This window comes from Colwellia sp. PAMC 20917 (assembly GCF_001767295.1).
Lineage (GTDB): Bacteria > Pseudomonadota > Gammaproteobacteria > Enterobacterales > Alteromonadaceae > Colwellia_A.
Map to the genome: position 1 here is coordinate 367903 of NZ_CP014944.1, position 16042 is coordinate 383944.

Sequence of the window (16042 nt, forward strand, 5' to 3'; positions counted from 1 at the left end):
TGACCATTCCCCAAATAAATGCTAAATACATTAATAACGTGCTAATAATATCGATTTATTAGCACTTTTACTTATTGTTTTTTTGACAAGTTTTTAGTTTATTTTGCTCAATTTTATCGTTTTGTAATACTTGTTTCAAATCTTCGCTACGTTGTTTAACCGCTACCCCATAACTTTTATCATCACCCCATTTATCAGCCAAAATTGTCATTGACTCAGTGTCATGTTCGGCAAAAAGTTCTCCTGCTCTAGCGGATTCAACCGGATCGTTGCCAAGTAACACCAATGCTTCAATACCAAAATTAACGGCAGAGTCAAAAGTTTCTCGTTTAAGACTTGTTACCCCAAGCTGCATAATTTGATAAGCGTGTCGTCGGTCAACAGCGCGTGCCAGAATTTTTAAATGAGGATAGTGCTTATGAGCCAGTTTAATAATATCTAATGTTTTATCGGGCTCGTCTACAGCAATAACCAGCATTTTTGCATCTTGGGCCCCTGCAGCTGCTAATAAATCTTGTCGAGCGGCATCACCATAAAAAACTTTATTACCAAAACGTCTGAGTAAGTCTATTTGGCTGGCACTGTGATCAAGAATCGACAAATGATAGCCTTGAGCCGTTAATAAACGTCCTATAATTTGGCCAAAACGTCCATAACCAGCAATAATGACATTTTTTGTGGGTTCGAGGTCTTTTATCGCATCAAATTCAGGTGTGGCAGAAGTTTTCCTCGCCAATGCCTTCTCATATAGAATCAATAATAATGGTGCACAAAGCATTGATATAGCAACGATAAGTGTAATTAACTTAGTCTGTTCTGGTGTGGTAATAAGTAGATTAGTTGTTAATGAAAGTAAAACAAACGCAAATTCACCTCCTTGTGCTAAAGCTAAAGTGAACAGTATCTTTTGACTGCCTTTCATCTTAAAAAAATGTGCCAACACAAAAAGAACCAGTGCTTTAATCGTTATAAGGGCTAATACCGTTAGCGTAACGAAGGTAATTTTATCAAAAAGAAGAGGAAAGTCTATCGAAGCACCTACGGTTATAAAGAATAAACCAAGCAATAATCCTTTAAAGGGTTCAATATCAGCCTCTAATTCATGCCTAAACTCGCTTTCAGCTAGTACAACACCCGCTAAGAATGTACCTAACGCAGGAGACAAACCTATTTTTTCCATAATCAGTGCAATGGCAATAACTAATAGTAATGCCGCAATGGTAAAAATTTCACGTAACCTTGTTTCAGCAATGTAACGAAATAATGGCGATGAGATGTATTTGCCCGCTAAAATAATGGCTGCAATAACTGCAAGAGAAATCCCCACTTGACCGTAAACGGGTAAGTGAGCAATCAAACTATGGCCAGAAGACTTTGCTGCACTTAAGTCTTGAAAGGCAAGGAGTGGTAATATCGCAAGAATAGGGATTACCGCAATATCTTGGAACAGGAGTACCGAAAAAGCATTTTGCCCCGCGTCTTGCTTGATCCAACCCTTCTCTGTCAATGTCTGCAAAACAATCGCCGTTGAAGACAATGCCAACATCAACCCTATTGCTAACGATGTTTGCCAAGGCAAGCTGAATAGATAAAAACAAAGTGCAAAAATAAGCGTGGTTGTTGCTATAACTTGTAAGCCGCCTAGGCCTAAAATAGAGTGACGCAATTTCCATAGTCTGGCTGGTTGTAATTCTAGGCCAACTAAAAATAGCATCATCACAACACCAAACTCTGCAAAATGCATAACACTGGTTTGATCGCCAACCAAGCCGAGTAAGTTAGGGCTAATTAAAATTCCCGCTAACAGATAACCTAAAACAGAACCTAAGCCGAGTCTCTTTGCCACTGGCACTGCAACAAGTGCTGCAACTAAGTATATAACCGCTATTTCTAACATCTTTACATGTACTCCTTTCACTAGGGCGTTATTGAATAGTTAAACTTGAGGATTAGTCGCCTAAGTTATACGTATTTTATCAATATTTTAAAGCCGATGCGATAGTCTAGTGCAGAGTTATAGGCGAGAAGTAAAATTGTCACCTGATGTTTAATGATGACGATAACAGCACTAATAGCGTAAATAACGAGTGTATGACATCACCATAGTAACTTATCCCTCAGTCTCGACTGGAGAGACTAAAGTTGCCCGCTTATCAAAAAAACAGTGCATTATGTGAAGGAATTCAAGCGTCAATAATGCAAATATGATCATCTATGTATACCGTTAGCAACGTTATTAGACAATGTTGCTCGGCATATATTGGTTTACTTCATGGTGAAGCTCTTGTATCGCACTAACAGTAACATTTAGTTTTACTGCTAATGTTGTTTTTGATAGTGCTCAGATAAAATAAGTAATGAGCGATGATAATTAATTTTAGCGATACTTTAAAAAGTTAATGTATTGAAAAATTGGCCTATGCTTTTATTTTTCTGTTTTATTAGCAAGAAAATCACTACTTGGTTACTAAAATTAATTAAGTTTGTTCAACCAGTAACTAATTTTCTCTTCCAACAGTTTAGGGCTTATCGGTTTAGAAATATAATCATTCATACCCGATGCTAAGCATTTTTCTTTATCACCCTTCATAGTATTTGCTGTCATTGCAATAATAGGGATAGTCGAGAACAAGGCACTATCCATATTATTTCTTATATGTTCAGTGGCTTGATAGCCATCCATTTCTGGCATTTGGCAATCCATTAAAATAAGGTCATAAGGTTCTTCTGGATCTTTCTGCTCTAAGATATCAATTGCATTTACACCATTGACTGCAATATCAATAGAATAATCAAACTTTCTTAATATACCTAAAGCGACTTGTTGGTTAATTCGGTTGTCTTCAACTAACAATATTTTTGCTTTAGCGGTCTGACTTTTATTGTCTAACATATTACTTCCAAGGCTAGCTGAAACGCCAGCCGTATTTTTTAATACCTGTGTCTTGTTAAGTGTAATGTCTAGAATATTAAGTAATTCATCAATGACCACAGGTTTTAATAAATAATCTGAAGATCCTGATGTTGATGACAAAGGACCTTTAACAATCTGATCCATTGAGGTTAACATCACTATTTTAAGCTTATCAAGTGACTTAATTCTTCTAATCTCAGCGTTTAGCTCACTACCTGACATACTTGGCATTTGCATATCAATAATAGCCATAGCAAAATAATGGCTATCGTATTGCTTCAATATAGCCAATGCCTTACTACCACTGTTAGCTTGAATTACTTCAGCCCCCAAAAGACTGAGTTGTTTGCTAAGCACTTCAAGATGAGTAAGATTATCATCAGTAACTAAAATGCTAATTCCATTTAAATGAGTACCTAACTCAGTTTGCAGTTTTTCTGTGCTAGGTTTTAATTGGATATTAAAACTAAATTCGCTGCCTTGACCAAAGACACTGCTAACAGTAATACCTCCCCCCATTAATTCACATAATTGCTTTACAATAGACAAGCCTAAACCTGTACCACCATACTCTCGTGTTGTCGATACATCGACTTGAGTGAACACATCAAAAAGTATTGAACATTTATCCGCTGGTATACCGATTCCTGTATCTATGACACTGATATGTAGTTTTATATCTCCATTATCATTTAAAACTGTCTTCGCTTTAATAACAATCTCACCCGTGGGGGTAAACTTTATTGCATTGCCAACTAAGTTAGTAATGATTTGTCTTAATCTACCAGGATCACCGATGACCATTTGATGACCAACATCGGTGACATCAAGAATAATTTCTAATTTTTTATCTTTACTATTCATCGATAAAGACTGAACCAAATCGCCTAAATTCCTTAAAAGGTCAAAAGTAATCAATTCTACTTCAAGCTTACCTGCTTCTATTTTTGAAAAATCTAGAATGTCATTTAGGATATGAAGCAAGGTATCGGCACTTGAATGCGCTAGTCGAGTAAAATGAGCTTGTTCTTGACTTTGTTCGGTCGTTGATAATAAATTTAGCATGCCTAAAACACCGTTCATTGGCGTTCTAATTTCATGACTCATATTAGCCAAAAACTGTGACTTAGTCCTATTGGCTAATTCAGCTTTTAATTGTTGTTTCTTATTTTCATCGGCTAAACTTTTCAGCATCAATTCTTTTTTAACTGAACTAGACACATCTTGGATCAGAATTTCACATAAGCGTTCATTGGGAGAAGTATTGATGCTTTTAATCGATATTTGCTGCTGTATACGGTAATTGTTATCACCGATATGGCTTTTATGGAATAACGCTAAAGGTTTAGGATTAAAAGTATTAGAGAGTTTAGTGGGCAATCCTAACGTTAATGCTTCACTGCATGCATCACTTAAGCGAGAATAGTTAAAACCCTCTAGAATATCACCAAGTTTACAACCAAAACCTTTATCATCGACTATAACAGAATGATCTTTTATCCACTGATTATAGAAAACTACCTGATGGTTTTCATCAATAATGATAATACCAAGAGAAAGATCATTAACAGAACTGAACAATATATCTTTTGTTAAATTATTCATAGCAGTGCTAAGCTTCACTTTTGTTAGTAATACCAAAAACAAATTTTCGCACAGATTCTTGAAAAATCTCTAACGAGGTAATATCCATAATAAAAGAAATAAAGCCTTCAATATTATCATCGGGTAAAGAGAACTTAACTTTTATATATAAAGACCAATCATTTTCGCTGCTATATACATAAACTTTATTAATATCCCCTTGTATAAACTCCGGCATTTCAATTTTTATTGAAGATTTAAGAAAGTTAATGACCGTTCCAAAACAAGCATTTAAAATAACGTTGCCTATTTCTACTAAAGAATCTTGCTCAAGATCAGACAAAGCCTCGGGTGGAAACTTATTACCAAGTAAAGTACTCACTAATTGCAAACCACTTTCTTTGCTAAACATGAGTAATGCTTGGCCTTTAAAATCACCTTCAAACCGTTGAATTACAGCACTTATTTCTGTATCACTAGAAAATTTCAATTTGGATTTTGCTATTTTGTTAGAGACGATTTCGACTTTTGGGATAGTTAAATCAACCGGTTGAGATACCATTTTATTCAGGGAGTTGGCCGCTCTACCAATACCGATGTTAAATATTTCGGTGAGGGCATCAATTTCAAGTGGTGATAAATTATCCTTCATATGCTTCCCTAACTATTTAAAAAATGGCTAATGAGTTCTTCGGTAATTGGCTTAATTAAAAACACAACACCTGCTTGCTCAGCCTGCTGTTTTATTTCATCTTGGATATTTGCGGTTAACAAAGCGCGCTTAGGAATTGAAATTAGCTTATCTAATGCAAAAATTAATTCAATGCCTGTCATACCAGGCATATTATAATCAAAAATCGCAATATCAATTTTACTTTCCGCCGTTAATTGACTCAAGCACTGCTCACCACCTCCAGCTTCAATAATGTCGACTCCAGGTATATAAGATTTAACAATTTCTTTGAGCATCATTCGAGAAACAATACTATCGTCGACAATTAATACAACTTTACTCATTTAAATACCCAATTATTTTTAATAATCTATCTCATAAAAGCATATAAACGAATGAGTTTATTTGCAAGCTAATATGTTGAAATATAATTAGTAATTTGAGCAAGGTATAAAAAGAAGCTGTGATTTTAAAAACATAGCTCTTAAGAGGGGTGTTTTTGGTTAGAGTCAATGAGCCTAAGGTGAACGTTAAAAGCCTGTAAGTCGACGTTAAAAAGGTGGGGGGCGATTAAGTAACTTTTGTAATGCCGGCAACAATAAGGTTTGGCTACATGATAAATATTCACGTTATCAAAGTTTATAATTGGCCTATAAACGTCAATAAAATTAACCTGATGTACAAATATTAATCCGTCGAAAAAGTGAGTAACCTCTGTTTGTGTTTTCTTACATGGGCAAGAATATTGATCATCACCACTTCTTAGTTCCCTAGATCTAGGCCTTTGGTTGGCTCGTCTAAAATCAGCACCTTTGCTGGACGTAACAACCACTGTGAAATCTGTAATCGTTGTGCTTGGCCTCCCGATCATCCTGCATTTTTAGAACCTAGCCAAGTATCAATACCAAACGATAAGCTATCAATAAATGAAGTTAGCTTTACTAATTGACATACCTCAAGCATTTCTTGGTAGCTAGCATCATCTTTTGCTGGGTTTATAGGGTTTTATAGATGTTGTAGATAAGAAGCCTTATTCCGCCTACAAGGATACCTTTACCAGAAATAGATAAACCTCTTGTTAGCCAGCGGCTAAAGCAAAATATCCAACATTATTAGCACATTCGATATTTTACTCAATGTACGCATAGAGTAACTATATGCACAGCAAAGATTAACTCTTCGGACGTATAAATGGCATATGTCTATTTACATCTTTATATAATAAGTATCTAAATGGACCTGGGCCACCGGCATAGCAAGATTGCGGACAAAAAGCACGTAACCACATAAAGTCACCCGCCTCTACTTCAACCCACTCACCGTTTAAATGATAAACAGCTTTACCTTCTAAAACATATAATCCATGTTCCATCACATGTGTTTCGTCAAAAGGGATCACGCCGCCTGGTTCAAAAGTTACAATGTTTACATGCATATCATGGCGCATATCTGATTGCTCAGTAAATCTTGTGGTTTTCCATACACCACCGGTATTAGGCATTTCAATAGCTTCAACTTCATGGTCACTGGTTACAAAAGCTTCTGGTGCATCGATGCCTTCAACAACTTGATAAGCTTTGCGGATCCAATGGAATTTTACATTTTCTAAACTATTATTTTTAAGTGTCCATTTGGCACCAGCAGGTAAATAAGCATAGCCGCCTGATGTCATATGGTGGTTTGTCCCTTCGATAGTAACATCCATTTCACCTTCAACAATAAAGAGTACACCTTCAGAATTTTTATCAAGTTCTGGTTTTTCAGAGCCGCCGTTTGGTGCTACTTCTACTATGTATTGAGAAAAAGTTTCTGAAAAACCACTCAATGGACGAGCCAGCACCCACATCCTCATATTATTCCAAAAGGGTAAATAACTGATAACAATATCAGTTAACACACCTTTAGGAATAATTGCGTAAGCTTCGGTAAAAATAGCGCGGTCAGAGATCAATTGTGTTTGTGGGGGTAATCCACCTTTAGGCGCATAATATGTACTTTTATTAGACATTTTCGTTTTTCCTTGTTGTTTGGGCTTCATTAAATTCTTTCCTATAAGCGTGAAGTAAAGGCTCGGTATAACCATTGGGCTGTGTTTTTCCTTTAAAGATGAGATCTAATGCTGCTTGAAAAGCTAAACTACTGACAAAGTTAGCAGACATTGGCTGATATAAAGGGTCATGGGCATTTTGTTGATCAACAATAACCGCCATTTTTTCTAAGGAAGACCTCACTTCAGACTCAGATAAAATACCATGTATTAGCCAGTTACAAATGTGCTGACTAGAAATTCGTAATGTCGCTCTATCTTCCATTAAGCCAACATTGTTAATATCGGGGACTTTTGAGGCGCCCATGCCTAAATCAACCCAACGAACTACATAACCCAAGAGACCTTGGGCATTGTTATTAAGCTCTTTTTCAATAGCCTCTTTACTCAATTGCTCAGATTTTTTTAATAAGGGTACTGTTAATATATCATTTAAACGAGCACGAGGACTTTGCGAAACACTATTTTGTACTTTAAAGACATTCACTTGATGGTAATGTATTGCATGTAAGGTGGCCCCGGTTGGTGATGGAACCCATGCCGTATTAGCACCTGATAAAGGATGAGCAATTTTCATTTTCATCATATCAGCCATTTCATCAGGAATAGCCCACATCCCTTTACCAATTTGTGCTTTACCCGAAAAACCGCAGGCTAAACCTATATCTACATTCCAATCTTCGTAAGCTTTAATCCAGGGTTGTGCCTTCATCTCACCTTTTAACACCATAGGACCTAGTAGCATACTGGTATGTATTTCATCGCCCGTTCTATCTAAAAAACCAGTATTAATAAATACAACGCGATTTTTTACGGCTCTAATACACTCTTTCAGGTTGACTGTTGTGCGACGTTCTTCATCCATTACCCCAATTTTAATGGTATATCTGACAAGACTTAAACCGTCTTCAACAGCATTAAACAGTTTGTTAGCAAAAGCCACTTCATCAGGGCCATGCATTTTAGGCTTAACAATGTAGACACTACCCTTTCTTGAATTACGGTGAATACTATTTTTTTGTAAATCGTGTAAGGCTATTAAGGTGCTTATCATAGCGTCCATGATACCCTCTTGAATTTCGAAGCCCTTTTGATCGAGTATTGCAGCACTGGTCATTAAGTGACCAACATTTCGACAGAATAATAAGCTGCGTCCTGGCAAATTTAAGTTGCCACCGTTAAGGTCCTGATAAATTTTATCAGCTTGTAATACTCGCTGGGTTATTTTACCTGCTTTATCAATAGTTTCACTTAAGTTACCTTTCATTAGCCCTAACCAATTACGATAAACATGAATTTTTTCTTTAGCGTCTACTGCAACTACCGAATCTTCAAAGTCTTGTATTGTGGTTAATGCTGATTCTAAAGTAATATCTTTTATATTTGCAGCGTCTGTTTTACCAATAGCTGAGCTTGCATCTATTTCTATCGCCACACGTAAATTATGATGGTTAAGTAAAATTGAGCTAAGCTTATTCTTATCTCCCTGAAAGCCAATAAATTGTTCAGTATTTTTTAATAGTGAAGTACGACCATCAATTAAAGTGACTAAAAGCTTTTTATTGTCAATAGTATAAGCACATGACTGATGATGTGAGCCATTGACGAGTGGAAAGTGATCATCTAAAAACTCACGGCCGTAAGCGACTACTTTTGCTGCTCTAATAGGATTATGCGTTGCTTTTTTCTCAGCACCATCTTCACCACTAATGACATTAGTTCCATAAAGGGCATCGTATAAACTTCCCCAGCGCGCATTAGCGGCATTTAATGCAAATCTAGCGTTGGCAGCGGGAACAACAAGTTGTGGTCCAGCTTGTGAGCTGACTTCACTATCTACGTTGTTTGTGTTGATAAGAAAGTCATCACCTTCAGGGCTCAAATAGCCTATATCAAAAAGAAATTGTTTATATTCCTCAATATCAAAATTATCTTGATGCGCGAGATTCCAATCATCAAGTTGTTCCTGTAATTGAGTGCGTTTTACTAATAAGGCTCTGTTTTCAGGGCCTAATTGATGAGTTATTGTTGATAAGGATTTCCAAAAAATATCAGCAGAAATGTTTAAGCCGAGTAAAACCTCGTCTTCTATGAATTTTACTAAATCAATATCTACTTTTAGCAAGTTTTTCTGTTGATATATTGTCATTTACTTAACCACTTATTCCTTAATCATACGTTAATTGTTATGTTAATTATCTGTTGAGGTCTTCGCTGATAATTGTCTTTATCTAAAGCTGCAATGTTGATGAATGTAAACAAATTCACAACATCTGTCAATAAAGGCAGTTAATTGTAAACACTATTGTTGACAATAAAACTTTAAGTCAACTCTATTAAGGTCAAACAATATTTATGCTTAATGAAATACCTTAAGAATCACGTGTAATTTACCGAGAAGTTGACCTACAATGCGAGTAATGCACATAAAAATAAATAATAATCATTAACTTACTGGTTTAATGACTAATACTGACGGTCACAAACAAACGAGTGATTGCTTGACGACACCAAGATTGAAGTTGGAGAATACGTTATCATGTTCCATGTGGCAGACTACTTTTCAAATAAGAGGGTTAGCAAGATAAACCACCATTGTTGAATCGTATTCCAACTCATCTTGGCATTTTGACGCTAACGCAAATTACTATGTCCGTTAGCGCGAGTATGTTGGCGAGTTATTTTATGGGAGCAGACATTTTTGGTGCGTTAACTATGCCTTTTTTAGCGGTTAGAAGAACAGATCATCGTGGTTTTATGGCTAGTGAAACCTTTGTTTCAACTTACTTCTTTTGAGGGGGCATTGTAATATTTTTACCCTATGCTCAATCTGTTAACAACAACACCAGTCAAATATCTTAAATTAAGGCTCTTGGTGTTGTTGCTGTATCACTAGCTTTAGCTATTTACTCTGCTTACTACTTATTCTGCTTTATGGTTTGCTAACCAGTGCTCTGCAATATCTTGCCTTCTACACACCCAGACATCATTATATTTTCCAATATAATCTAGGAACTTAACCAGACTTGCAAAACGACCTGGTCGGCCAATAATACGGCAATGCAAACCAATAGACATCATTTTTGGCGCATCAGCCCCTTCAGCATACAAGGTATCAAAAGTATCTTTTAAGTAACAATAAAACTGTTCACCTGAATTAAAACCTTGCGGACTAGCAAAACGCATATCATTGGCATCTAAACTATAAGGGACAATTAAATGTGGCTTTTCTTTACCTTTTACATAATAAGGTAAATCATCAGCATAACTATCAGCATCATATAAAAAAGAGCCTTCTTCCATTACCAACTGTCGAGTATTTTCGCTCATGCGGCCAAGATACCAACCTTTAGGTTTTTGTCCTGTCATTTCTTTGTGAATAGCTATCGCTTTTTTTAAATGTTCACGCTCGGTTTCAATCGGTACATTTTGATAATCTATCCACCTGTATCCATGACTCGCAATTTCCCAATCTGCTTTTAACATCGCTTCAACCGCTTCAGGATTACGTTGCATTGCCATCGCGACACCAAAAACAGTTACAGGTAAGCCCCGCTGAGAAAATAAGCGATGTAATCGCCAAAAACCTGCACGGCTGCCATATTCATAAAAAGACTCCATGTTCATATGTCGTTCGTTAACAAACGGTTGTGCGCCAATGATTTCTGATAGAAAAGTTTCCGAGGCATTATCACCATGTAAAATACAATTCTCGGCTCCTTCTTCATAGTTGATCACAAATTGCACCGCCACTTTTGCCTTATTTGGCCAAGTAACCTTAGGCGCATGCTCTCCGTATCCTTTCATGTCTCGAGGATAATTATTCATATCTATTTCACTCATACTAATGTCAACTCAATAGTTTCGTTTTCTAAAGTAAGTTCATCACAATGTTTGCCGGTATCGACCCTATCAAAGACGATAACAAAATCGATCTTTTTTCTGATATTAAGGGCATGTGCCAAATTCCTGCATGAAAGTTAAAGCCTTGTTGTCCATGGGTTACAAAAACCTGTAAATTTGCACTAGAAACAGAATCACCTGCCATTTTGACTCTCTTGGAAGTGAACTTGTTAGAGGTCATATCAGCTTGAACAAGGGTGTAAACCCTTTAATTGCATCGTTATCATCAGGTTTAAAGAGGCAATAGCGAGGACCAAACTCGATATGTGTACCACAGATTCAATTAACATCACTGGCATGGGTTACATCGGCAAAAAGATAGCTATCACCCCACGTAAAGCCTGTTGCATTTGCAATAGTGAACGTTGCTTCATTGCCATCAGGGCTTGGTTTATCATGGCCTGTGTCCTATAAACTTGCTACTTTAATTGTACTAAAAGTAGCAAGTTGCGTTGTAGCCAAACTCAAACCAAGAAATAGAAACGAGGCAACACTAATTACTGTGGTTATCATATTCATTTATCTTCTCGGTTTTTGTTTTGTTGTAACTTTATTCCGTGATTATTTAGTTATATAAAGTAAAGGTAAAATTACTCTTTTGTTGTTTGACCTTGTTGGTACCACAGTGCAATTAACTTCCGCTCTGAGTCAGTAATTTTAGTTAAATTACCTATAGGCATAGCTTTAAGGACTACGGCTTGTTGATAAATTTGGGTGGCTTGCGCTTTAATTTGTTCAGGTGTGTCATAAATAAAGCCTTTAGGCGCAGCGGCAAAACCAGCTTGAGTGGGTTTGTCTGCATGACAAGATGAACAACGCTGTTGAATAATGGCTTGAACTTGAGAGAATTCTACTGGTGAGACCGTTGAATCAGTGTTCGTCACGATTGACTTAGGCGCCATAGCCCAGATAACGACGACCATAATAACTATAGCAGTAACTAACGCTCCTGTTAGTGGTTTTCCTGGCGTGTGACGCGAAACAAAGAACACCCGTATTAAAGCACCGGCCATAGAAATACCCATTAATATTAACCAGTTATATTCATGGTTATAGGTCATGGCATAGTGATTACTTATCATCACAAAGACAACAGGTAAGGTAAAATAAGTGTTATGAACAGAACGCTGTTTACCTGCTATTCCGGGGGCGGCGTCAACTTTCTCGCCTGCAATAAGCCTTTCGACCATTTTCTTTTGGCCAGGAATAATAACAAAGAATACGCTAGCGGCCATAATAGTACCTAACATGGCACCAAAGGTCATAAAAGCGCCACGACCACTAAATATGTGTGTTAATGCATAAGCGGCGGCAGAGACAAGTGCAAAAATTACAACACCTAAAACTAAATCGTTTTTAGCTAAAGCAGATTTACATAAGAAGTCGTAAATAAGGTAGCCACCAAACATAAAGCCTAAGCTAATTGCAATGGCTGTGCTTTGCGATATATCAGCAACACTTGTATCAATAAGGTAAATATCAGCGCCATACCAGTAGACAATAGCCATTAAAAAGAAACCACTGATCCACGTTGTATATGCTTCCCATTTAGACCAATGAAGATTATCGTCTAAAGGTTGATTTTTGGGACCCAACATGTATTTTTGCGAATGATAAAAACCACCACCGTGTACCGCCCATAACTCACCAAAAACACCATTTTTGGTATCTGCAGGATTTTTAGGTGTATGTAATGAATTATCTAGCATAACAAAATAAAATGATGCACCGATCCAAGCTATGCCGGTAATGATATGAAAACTTCGCACTAAAAAATTTAATACATCGAACAAATACGCTTCCAAATTTCTGACCCTTCTAAAGAATTTATATTGCATTTATAGCGCGGCTTAATTTGCCAACCTAACTATAGCTTAAGGCTTGTGTTGTGTTGTGTAATTTACATTCATTACTAAACATCAACTTAGCATATGAAACAAAAACAGCATTGTCAACAATCTTGTTTACAATTAACCATCAGTAAAAACAAGTATTTTTGCCCGTAAACTAAAGCCAAAAAATTCCAATGACTTTATGTTTTTAAAAAATATAGGTGATTTTTCTACAGGAAGGGATTGAAATTATAAGAGTTATATCTATTATTAGCGCTTCTCAGCAAGCTGCATACCACAACCTTTTAAAATGATATGTTTTATCGTTCTTTTAGCATCATCAAAGTCGCTATTAGTCAGCGGCCTATCTAAAGCAGCTTCAATCTCAACTGAAAAGTTCGCATAATGTTGAGTTGCCCCCCAAATAGTAAACAACAAATGGTAAGCTGATATTTGCTCATCTAACTTTCCTTGCGCTTGCCATGACTCAATAATGTTAGCTTTGTCAGTGATCCACTGTTTAAAATCTGTTTTCAAATATTGACTTAAATAAGGCGCGCCATGCAGTAACTCACTAGCAAAAATAATTGAAGGAGTAGGATTAGTTCTTGAATACTCTATTTTCGCATCTATGTAGCTTGCAATTGCTTTTGCTGGGTCATCATTGGGCTTTATATCAGCAAAAGCTTGATTCCATAAATTGATAATATTAGTCAACACCGCACCATAAAGCGCGAGTTTATTAGTAAAATAATAATGGATGTTGCTTCTGGGTAACATTGCCGTTTCAGCAATACGAGCAATGGACGCACCATTAAAGCCATATTTCTTAAATTCTTCTTCAGCAGCTTTTATTATTTTATTTTTGTTTAATAACCTAGCTTTTTGTTGTGTATTGACTAAATCATCATCAGTAATTTTTATTATTGCCATATTTTAACCAAATATCTCACCGTTAACGCATTAACGTTTTTTAAATATATCAACTAAATCGCTAGTAAATTCTTTTTCATCTAAATTTAAACGCGTTTCAATACTATGAATATGTTGATACATAAGTGTTGTAGCTTTTTCAACCTGACCTTTTTCCATAACGTCGATAAGCTCGAAGTGTTCAAAATGTGAGCACTTTGGCGCATCAGGGTTTTCATACAGTACGATCACTAAAGAGGTTTGCGGTATTAAGGTTGTCAGAATGCGCTCAAGCGTGGTGTTTTTTGATATCTTCGCCAGCATCAAATGAAAGTCGCCACCGAGTTGAATACCTTCAACCATATGTTCACGTTCGATATTATTTTCTTCTGATTTAACTATTTTTTTCAATAAGTCGAAGTCACTATGCGTTGCATGCTTAATGACATCTTTAACAATCTCTACTTCAATTAATTTTCGAGCTTCGAGAATATCTTTGCCTTGTTTAACGGTAGGACTTGCGATAAATGCCCCTTTGTTCGGTTGAATTTCAATGATGTGATCTTGAGAAAGTCGCAGCAAAGCACTACGAATCGTTGTTCGACCCACATTGAATATTTTCGATAAATTTTCTTCAGTGAGCCGAGTACCAGGGCGTAAACGAAACGATAATATGGCATCAAAAATTTCTTGGTATATTTCTTTATCGCTAATTTTTTTAATTTTTTCGTCAGACTTCAACTTAGCTTTCATCACAATCCTAAATACAAATTGACCACTTGGTACTAATCCTCTTAGATTATAGTATATAGAGTTTTATGTTAACTAGTCATTGAACTTCATTACAATCAATCATCTTATCGCTAATTTAAATAAATAGACACAATGACTCCCCACAAGGTGCTAGCCTCTAAATGTGGGTTAGTTTTACAAACCAGAGCCATAATATATGTGTCAACATTATCAAACAGAGGCTAGCATGATAAAACATAACATACTTTTCATTGGCTTAGATACCCATAAAACATTTACTGAAGTCGCTTATATTGAAGACCAACGTGGCGCTAAATCAACTCATCTAGGTAAAATACTCAGTAATAAAGCCGCCTTTAAAAAACTCGCACGACAATTACAATCAAAATATCCAGATGCCACACTTCATTTTGTTTACGAAGCAGGTCCTTGTGGCTATTGGATTTACCGCTTTCTCACCAGCCTTAATCATTGTTGCTATGTCATCGCACCTTCTCTTATCCCTAAAAAACCAGGAGATAAAATCAAAACCGATAAACGTGATGCGCTCAAACTTGCAAAGCTGCTCAAGTCTGAAGACTTAACATCTATCTATGTCCCTGAGCCCGAAGATGAAGCCGTACGGGACTTATCTCGGGCACGAGAAACAGGCATGAAAGACTTAAAGGATGCTAAATATCAACTTAAAGCATTGTTATTACGTAACAACATTAACAGCAAAATAAAAGATAACTGGTCATTACAACATTTGCGTTGGCTCGCTGAATTAGTATTACCTCATCCTTGTCAGCAAATTGTTTTGCAAGAAGCGGTTTTAACCATTAATGAACGACTAAAACGCTTAAAAAGGCTGGATAATGAATTAACACATCAAGTGAAAAACTGGCGGTTTTATCCTGTAGTTAAAGCGATACAGGCGCTCCGTGGTGTGAGGTTATTAGTCGCCACAGGAGTGATTGCCGAACTAGGTGACTTATCACGGTTCGACCATCCCAGAAAATTAATGAGTTACCTTGGTCTTGTACCAAGTGAACATTCAAGTGGCGATAAACGCCATTTAGGTGCTATTACCAAATGCGGTAACAGCCGTGCAAGACGACTACTGGTCGAAGGTGCACATTCGTATAAACACAACGCCAATATTTCAAAAGAAATGCAATTAAGACAAGAAGGGTTAAGCAAAGAAATTATTGATATGGCTTGGCAAGCTCAACTGAGGTTGTGCCGCCGCTATCAACGACTCATGCATAAAGGCAAACATCGTAATGTGGTCGTTACGGCCATCGCCAGAGAAATGATCGCTTATATTTGGGCTATTTCTCGAGAGGTAGTGCTACCAAAAATTGATGTGAAGCTAAGAATATCGAGAGTACCTGCATGAATAAAAGTTTTGAGTTAGCGCATGGGATCAAGCATCGGGTGTG

13 protein-coding genes and 1 pseudogene are annotated in these 16042 nt (G+C 36.6%); 2 read left to right on the top strand and 12 right to left on the bottom strand.

Annotated features, from left to right (window positions below):
* Positions 1 to 67: 67 nt before the first annotated feature.
* The 7 genes and pseudogenes from A3Q34_RS01635 to A3Q34_RS01660 form a co-directional block, all read right to left on the bottom strand.
* Positions 68 to 1897: a monovalent cation:proton antiporter-2 (CPA2) family protein gene (locus A3Q34_RS01635; RefSeq protein WP_070373774.1), complete on the bottom strand. Its 1830-nt coding sequence runs from the start codon at positions 1895 to 1897 to the stop codon at positions 68 to 70.
* Positions 1898 to 2473: 576 nt separating this feature from the next.
* The gene (locus A3Q34_RS01640) at positions 2474 to 4519 is read right to left on the bottom strand and encodes a response regulator (RefSeq protein WP_157470737.1); all 2046 of its coding nucleotides are present in this window, start codon (positions 4517 to 4519) and stop codon (positions 2474 to 2476) included.
* A gap of 7 nt (positions 4520 to 4526) precedes the next feature.
* Positions 4527 to 5150, bottom strand: coding sequence for a chemotaxis protein CheX (locus A3Q34_RS01645; protein ID WP_070373776.1), 624 nt, complete (start codon positions 5148 to 5150; stop codon positions 4527 to 4529).
* Positions 5151 to 5158: 8 nt separating this feature from the next.
* Positions 5159 to 5515, bottom strand: coding sequence for a response regulator (locus tag A3Q34_RS01650; RefSeq protein ID WP_070373777.1), 357 nt, complete (start codon positions 5513 to 5515; stop codon positions 5159 to 5161).
* A 418-nt stretch (positions 5516 to 5933) separates the two neighbouring features.
* A pseudogene (locus A3Q34_RS20775) lies at positions 5934 to 6026 on the bottom strand (hypothetical protein); the annotation flags it as partial.
* Between the two features lie 316 nt (positions 6027 to 6342).
* Positions 6343 to 7179: a bifunctional allantoicase/(S)-ureidoglycine aminohydrolase gene (locus A3Q34_RS01655; protein ID WP_070376955.1), complete on the bottom strand. Its 837-nt coding sequence runs from the start codon at positions 7177 to 7179 to the stop codon at positions 6343 to 6345.
* Positions 7172 to 9367, bottom strand: a complete 2196-nt coding sequence (locus A3Q34_RS01660) for a malate synthase G (protein WP_070373778.1) — start codon at positions 9365 to 9367, stop codon at positions 7172 to 7174. The genes A3Q34_RS01655 and A3Q34_RS01660 overlap by 8 nt, the downstream gene beginning before the upstream one ends.
* Before the next feature lie 446 nt (positions 9368 to 9813).
* Here A3Q34_RS01660 and A3Q34_RS20310 point away from each other — a divergent pair, with 446 nt between their 5' ends.
* Entirely contained in the window at positions 9814 to 10014 is a 201-nt protein-coding gene (locus A3Q34_RS20310) for a hypothetical protein (RefSeq protein ID WP_157470740.1), read from the top strand.
* A 126-nt stretch (positions 10015 to 10140) separates the two neighbouring features.
* Here A3Q34_RS20310 and puuE read toward each other — a convergent pair whose 3' ends face one another.
* The 5 genes from puuE to A3Q34_RS01680 all read right to left on the bottom strand — a co-directional run bounded on the left by puuE (position 10141) and on the right by A3Q34_RS01680 (position 14618).
* The gene (gene puuE / locus A3Q34_RS01665) at positions 10141 to 11061 is read right to left on the bottom strand and encodes an allantoinase PuuE (protein WP_442855265.1); all 921 of its coding nucleotides are present in this window, start codon (positions 11059 to 11061) and stop codon (positions 10141 to 10143) included.
* A 28-nt stretch (positions 11062 to 11089) separates the two neighbouring features.
* Positions 11090 to 11266: an ureidoglycolate lyase gene (locus tag A3Q34_RS19935; protein ID WP_197517638.1), complete on the bottom strand. Its 177-nt coding sequence runs from the start codon at positions 11264 to 11266 to the stop codon at positions 11090 to 11092.
* Positions 11267 to 11711: 445 nt separating this feature from the next.
* Positions 11712 to 12914, bottom strand: coding sequence for a urate hydroxylase PuuD (locus tag A3Q34_RS01670; RefSeq protein WP_231907405.1), 1203 nt, complete (start codon positions 12912 to 12914; stop codon positions 11712 to 11714).
* A gap of 309 nt (positions 12915 to 13223) precedes the next feature.
* Complete coding sequence (locus tag A3Q34_RS01675) at positions 13224 to 13886, bottom strand: TetR/AcrR family transcriptional regulator (protein ID WP_070373780.1); 663 nt, start codon at positions 13884 to 13886, stop codon at positions 13224 to 13226.
* 30 nt (positions 13887 to 13916) lie between these two features.
* The gene (locus tag A3Q34_RS01680; RefSeq protein WP_197517639.1) at positions 13917 to 14618 is read right to left on the bottom strand and encodes a GntR family transcriptional regulator; all 702 of its coding nucleotides are present in this window, start codon (positions 14616 to 14618) and stop codon (positions 13917 to 13919) included.
* 226 nt (positions 14619 to 14844) lie between these two features.
* Between A3Q34_RS01680 and A3Q34_RS01685 the strand changes: the two genes are divergently transcribed.
* Positions 14845 to 15999, top strand: coding sequence for an IS110 family transposase (locus tag A3Q34_RS01685; RefSeq protein ID WP_070373630.1), 1155 nt, complete (start codon positions 14845 to 14847; stop codon positions 15997 to 15999).
* Positions 16000 to 16042: the final 43 nt, after the last annotated feature.

Excerpts from the sequence above, each read along its gene's own strand:
- A3Q34_RS01680 (WP_197517639.1), bottom strand. The coding sequence starts at position 14,618 with ATGAAAGCTAAGTTGAAGTCTGACGAAAAAATTAAAAAAATTAGCGAT.
- A3Q34_RS01640 (WP_157470737.1), bottom strand. The coding sequence starts at position 4,519 with ATGAATAATTTAACAAAAGATATATTGTTCAGTTCTGTTAATGATCTT.
- A3Q34_RS01635 (WP_070373774.1), bottom strand. The coding sequence starts at position 1,897 with ATGTTAGAAATAGCGGTTATATACTTAGTTGCAGCACTTGTTGCAGTG.
- A3Q34_RS01675 (WP_070373780.1), bottom strand. The coding sequence starts at position 13,886 with ATGGCAATAATAAAAATTACTGATGATGATTTAGTCAATACACAACAA.
- A3Q34_RS01645 (WP_070373776.1), bottom strand. The coding sequence starts at position 5,150 with ATGAAGGATAATTTATCACCACTTGAAATTGATGCCCTCACCGAAATA.
- puuE (WP_442855265.1), bottom strand. The coding sequence starts at position 11,061 with ATGAGTGAAATAGATATGAATAATTATCCTCGAGACATGAAAGGATAC.
- A3Q34_RS01660 (WP_070373778.1), bottom strand. The coding sequence starts at position 9,367 with ATGACAATATATCAACAGAAAAACTTGCTAAAAGTAGATATTGATTTA.
- A3Q34_RS01650 (WP_070373777.1), bottom strand. The coding sequence starts at position 5,515 with ATGAGTAAAGTTGTATTAATTGTCGACGATAGTATTGTTTCTCGAATG.
- A3Q34_RS19935 (WP_197517638.1), bottom strand. The coding sequence starts at position 11,266 with ATGGCAGGTGATTCTGTTTCTAGTGCAAATTTACAGGTTTTTGTAACC.
- A3Q34_RS01655 (WP_070376955.1), bottom strand. The coding sequence starts at position 7,179 with ATGTCTAATAAAAGTACATATTATGCGCCTAAAGGTGGATTACCCCCA.
- A3Q34_RS01685 (WP_070373630.1), top strand. The coding sequence starts at position 14,845 with ATGATAAAACATAACATACTTTTCATTGGCTTAGATACCCATAAAACA.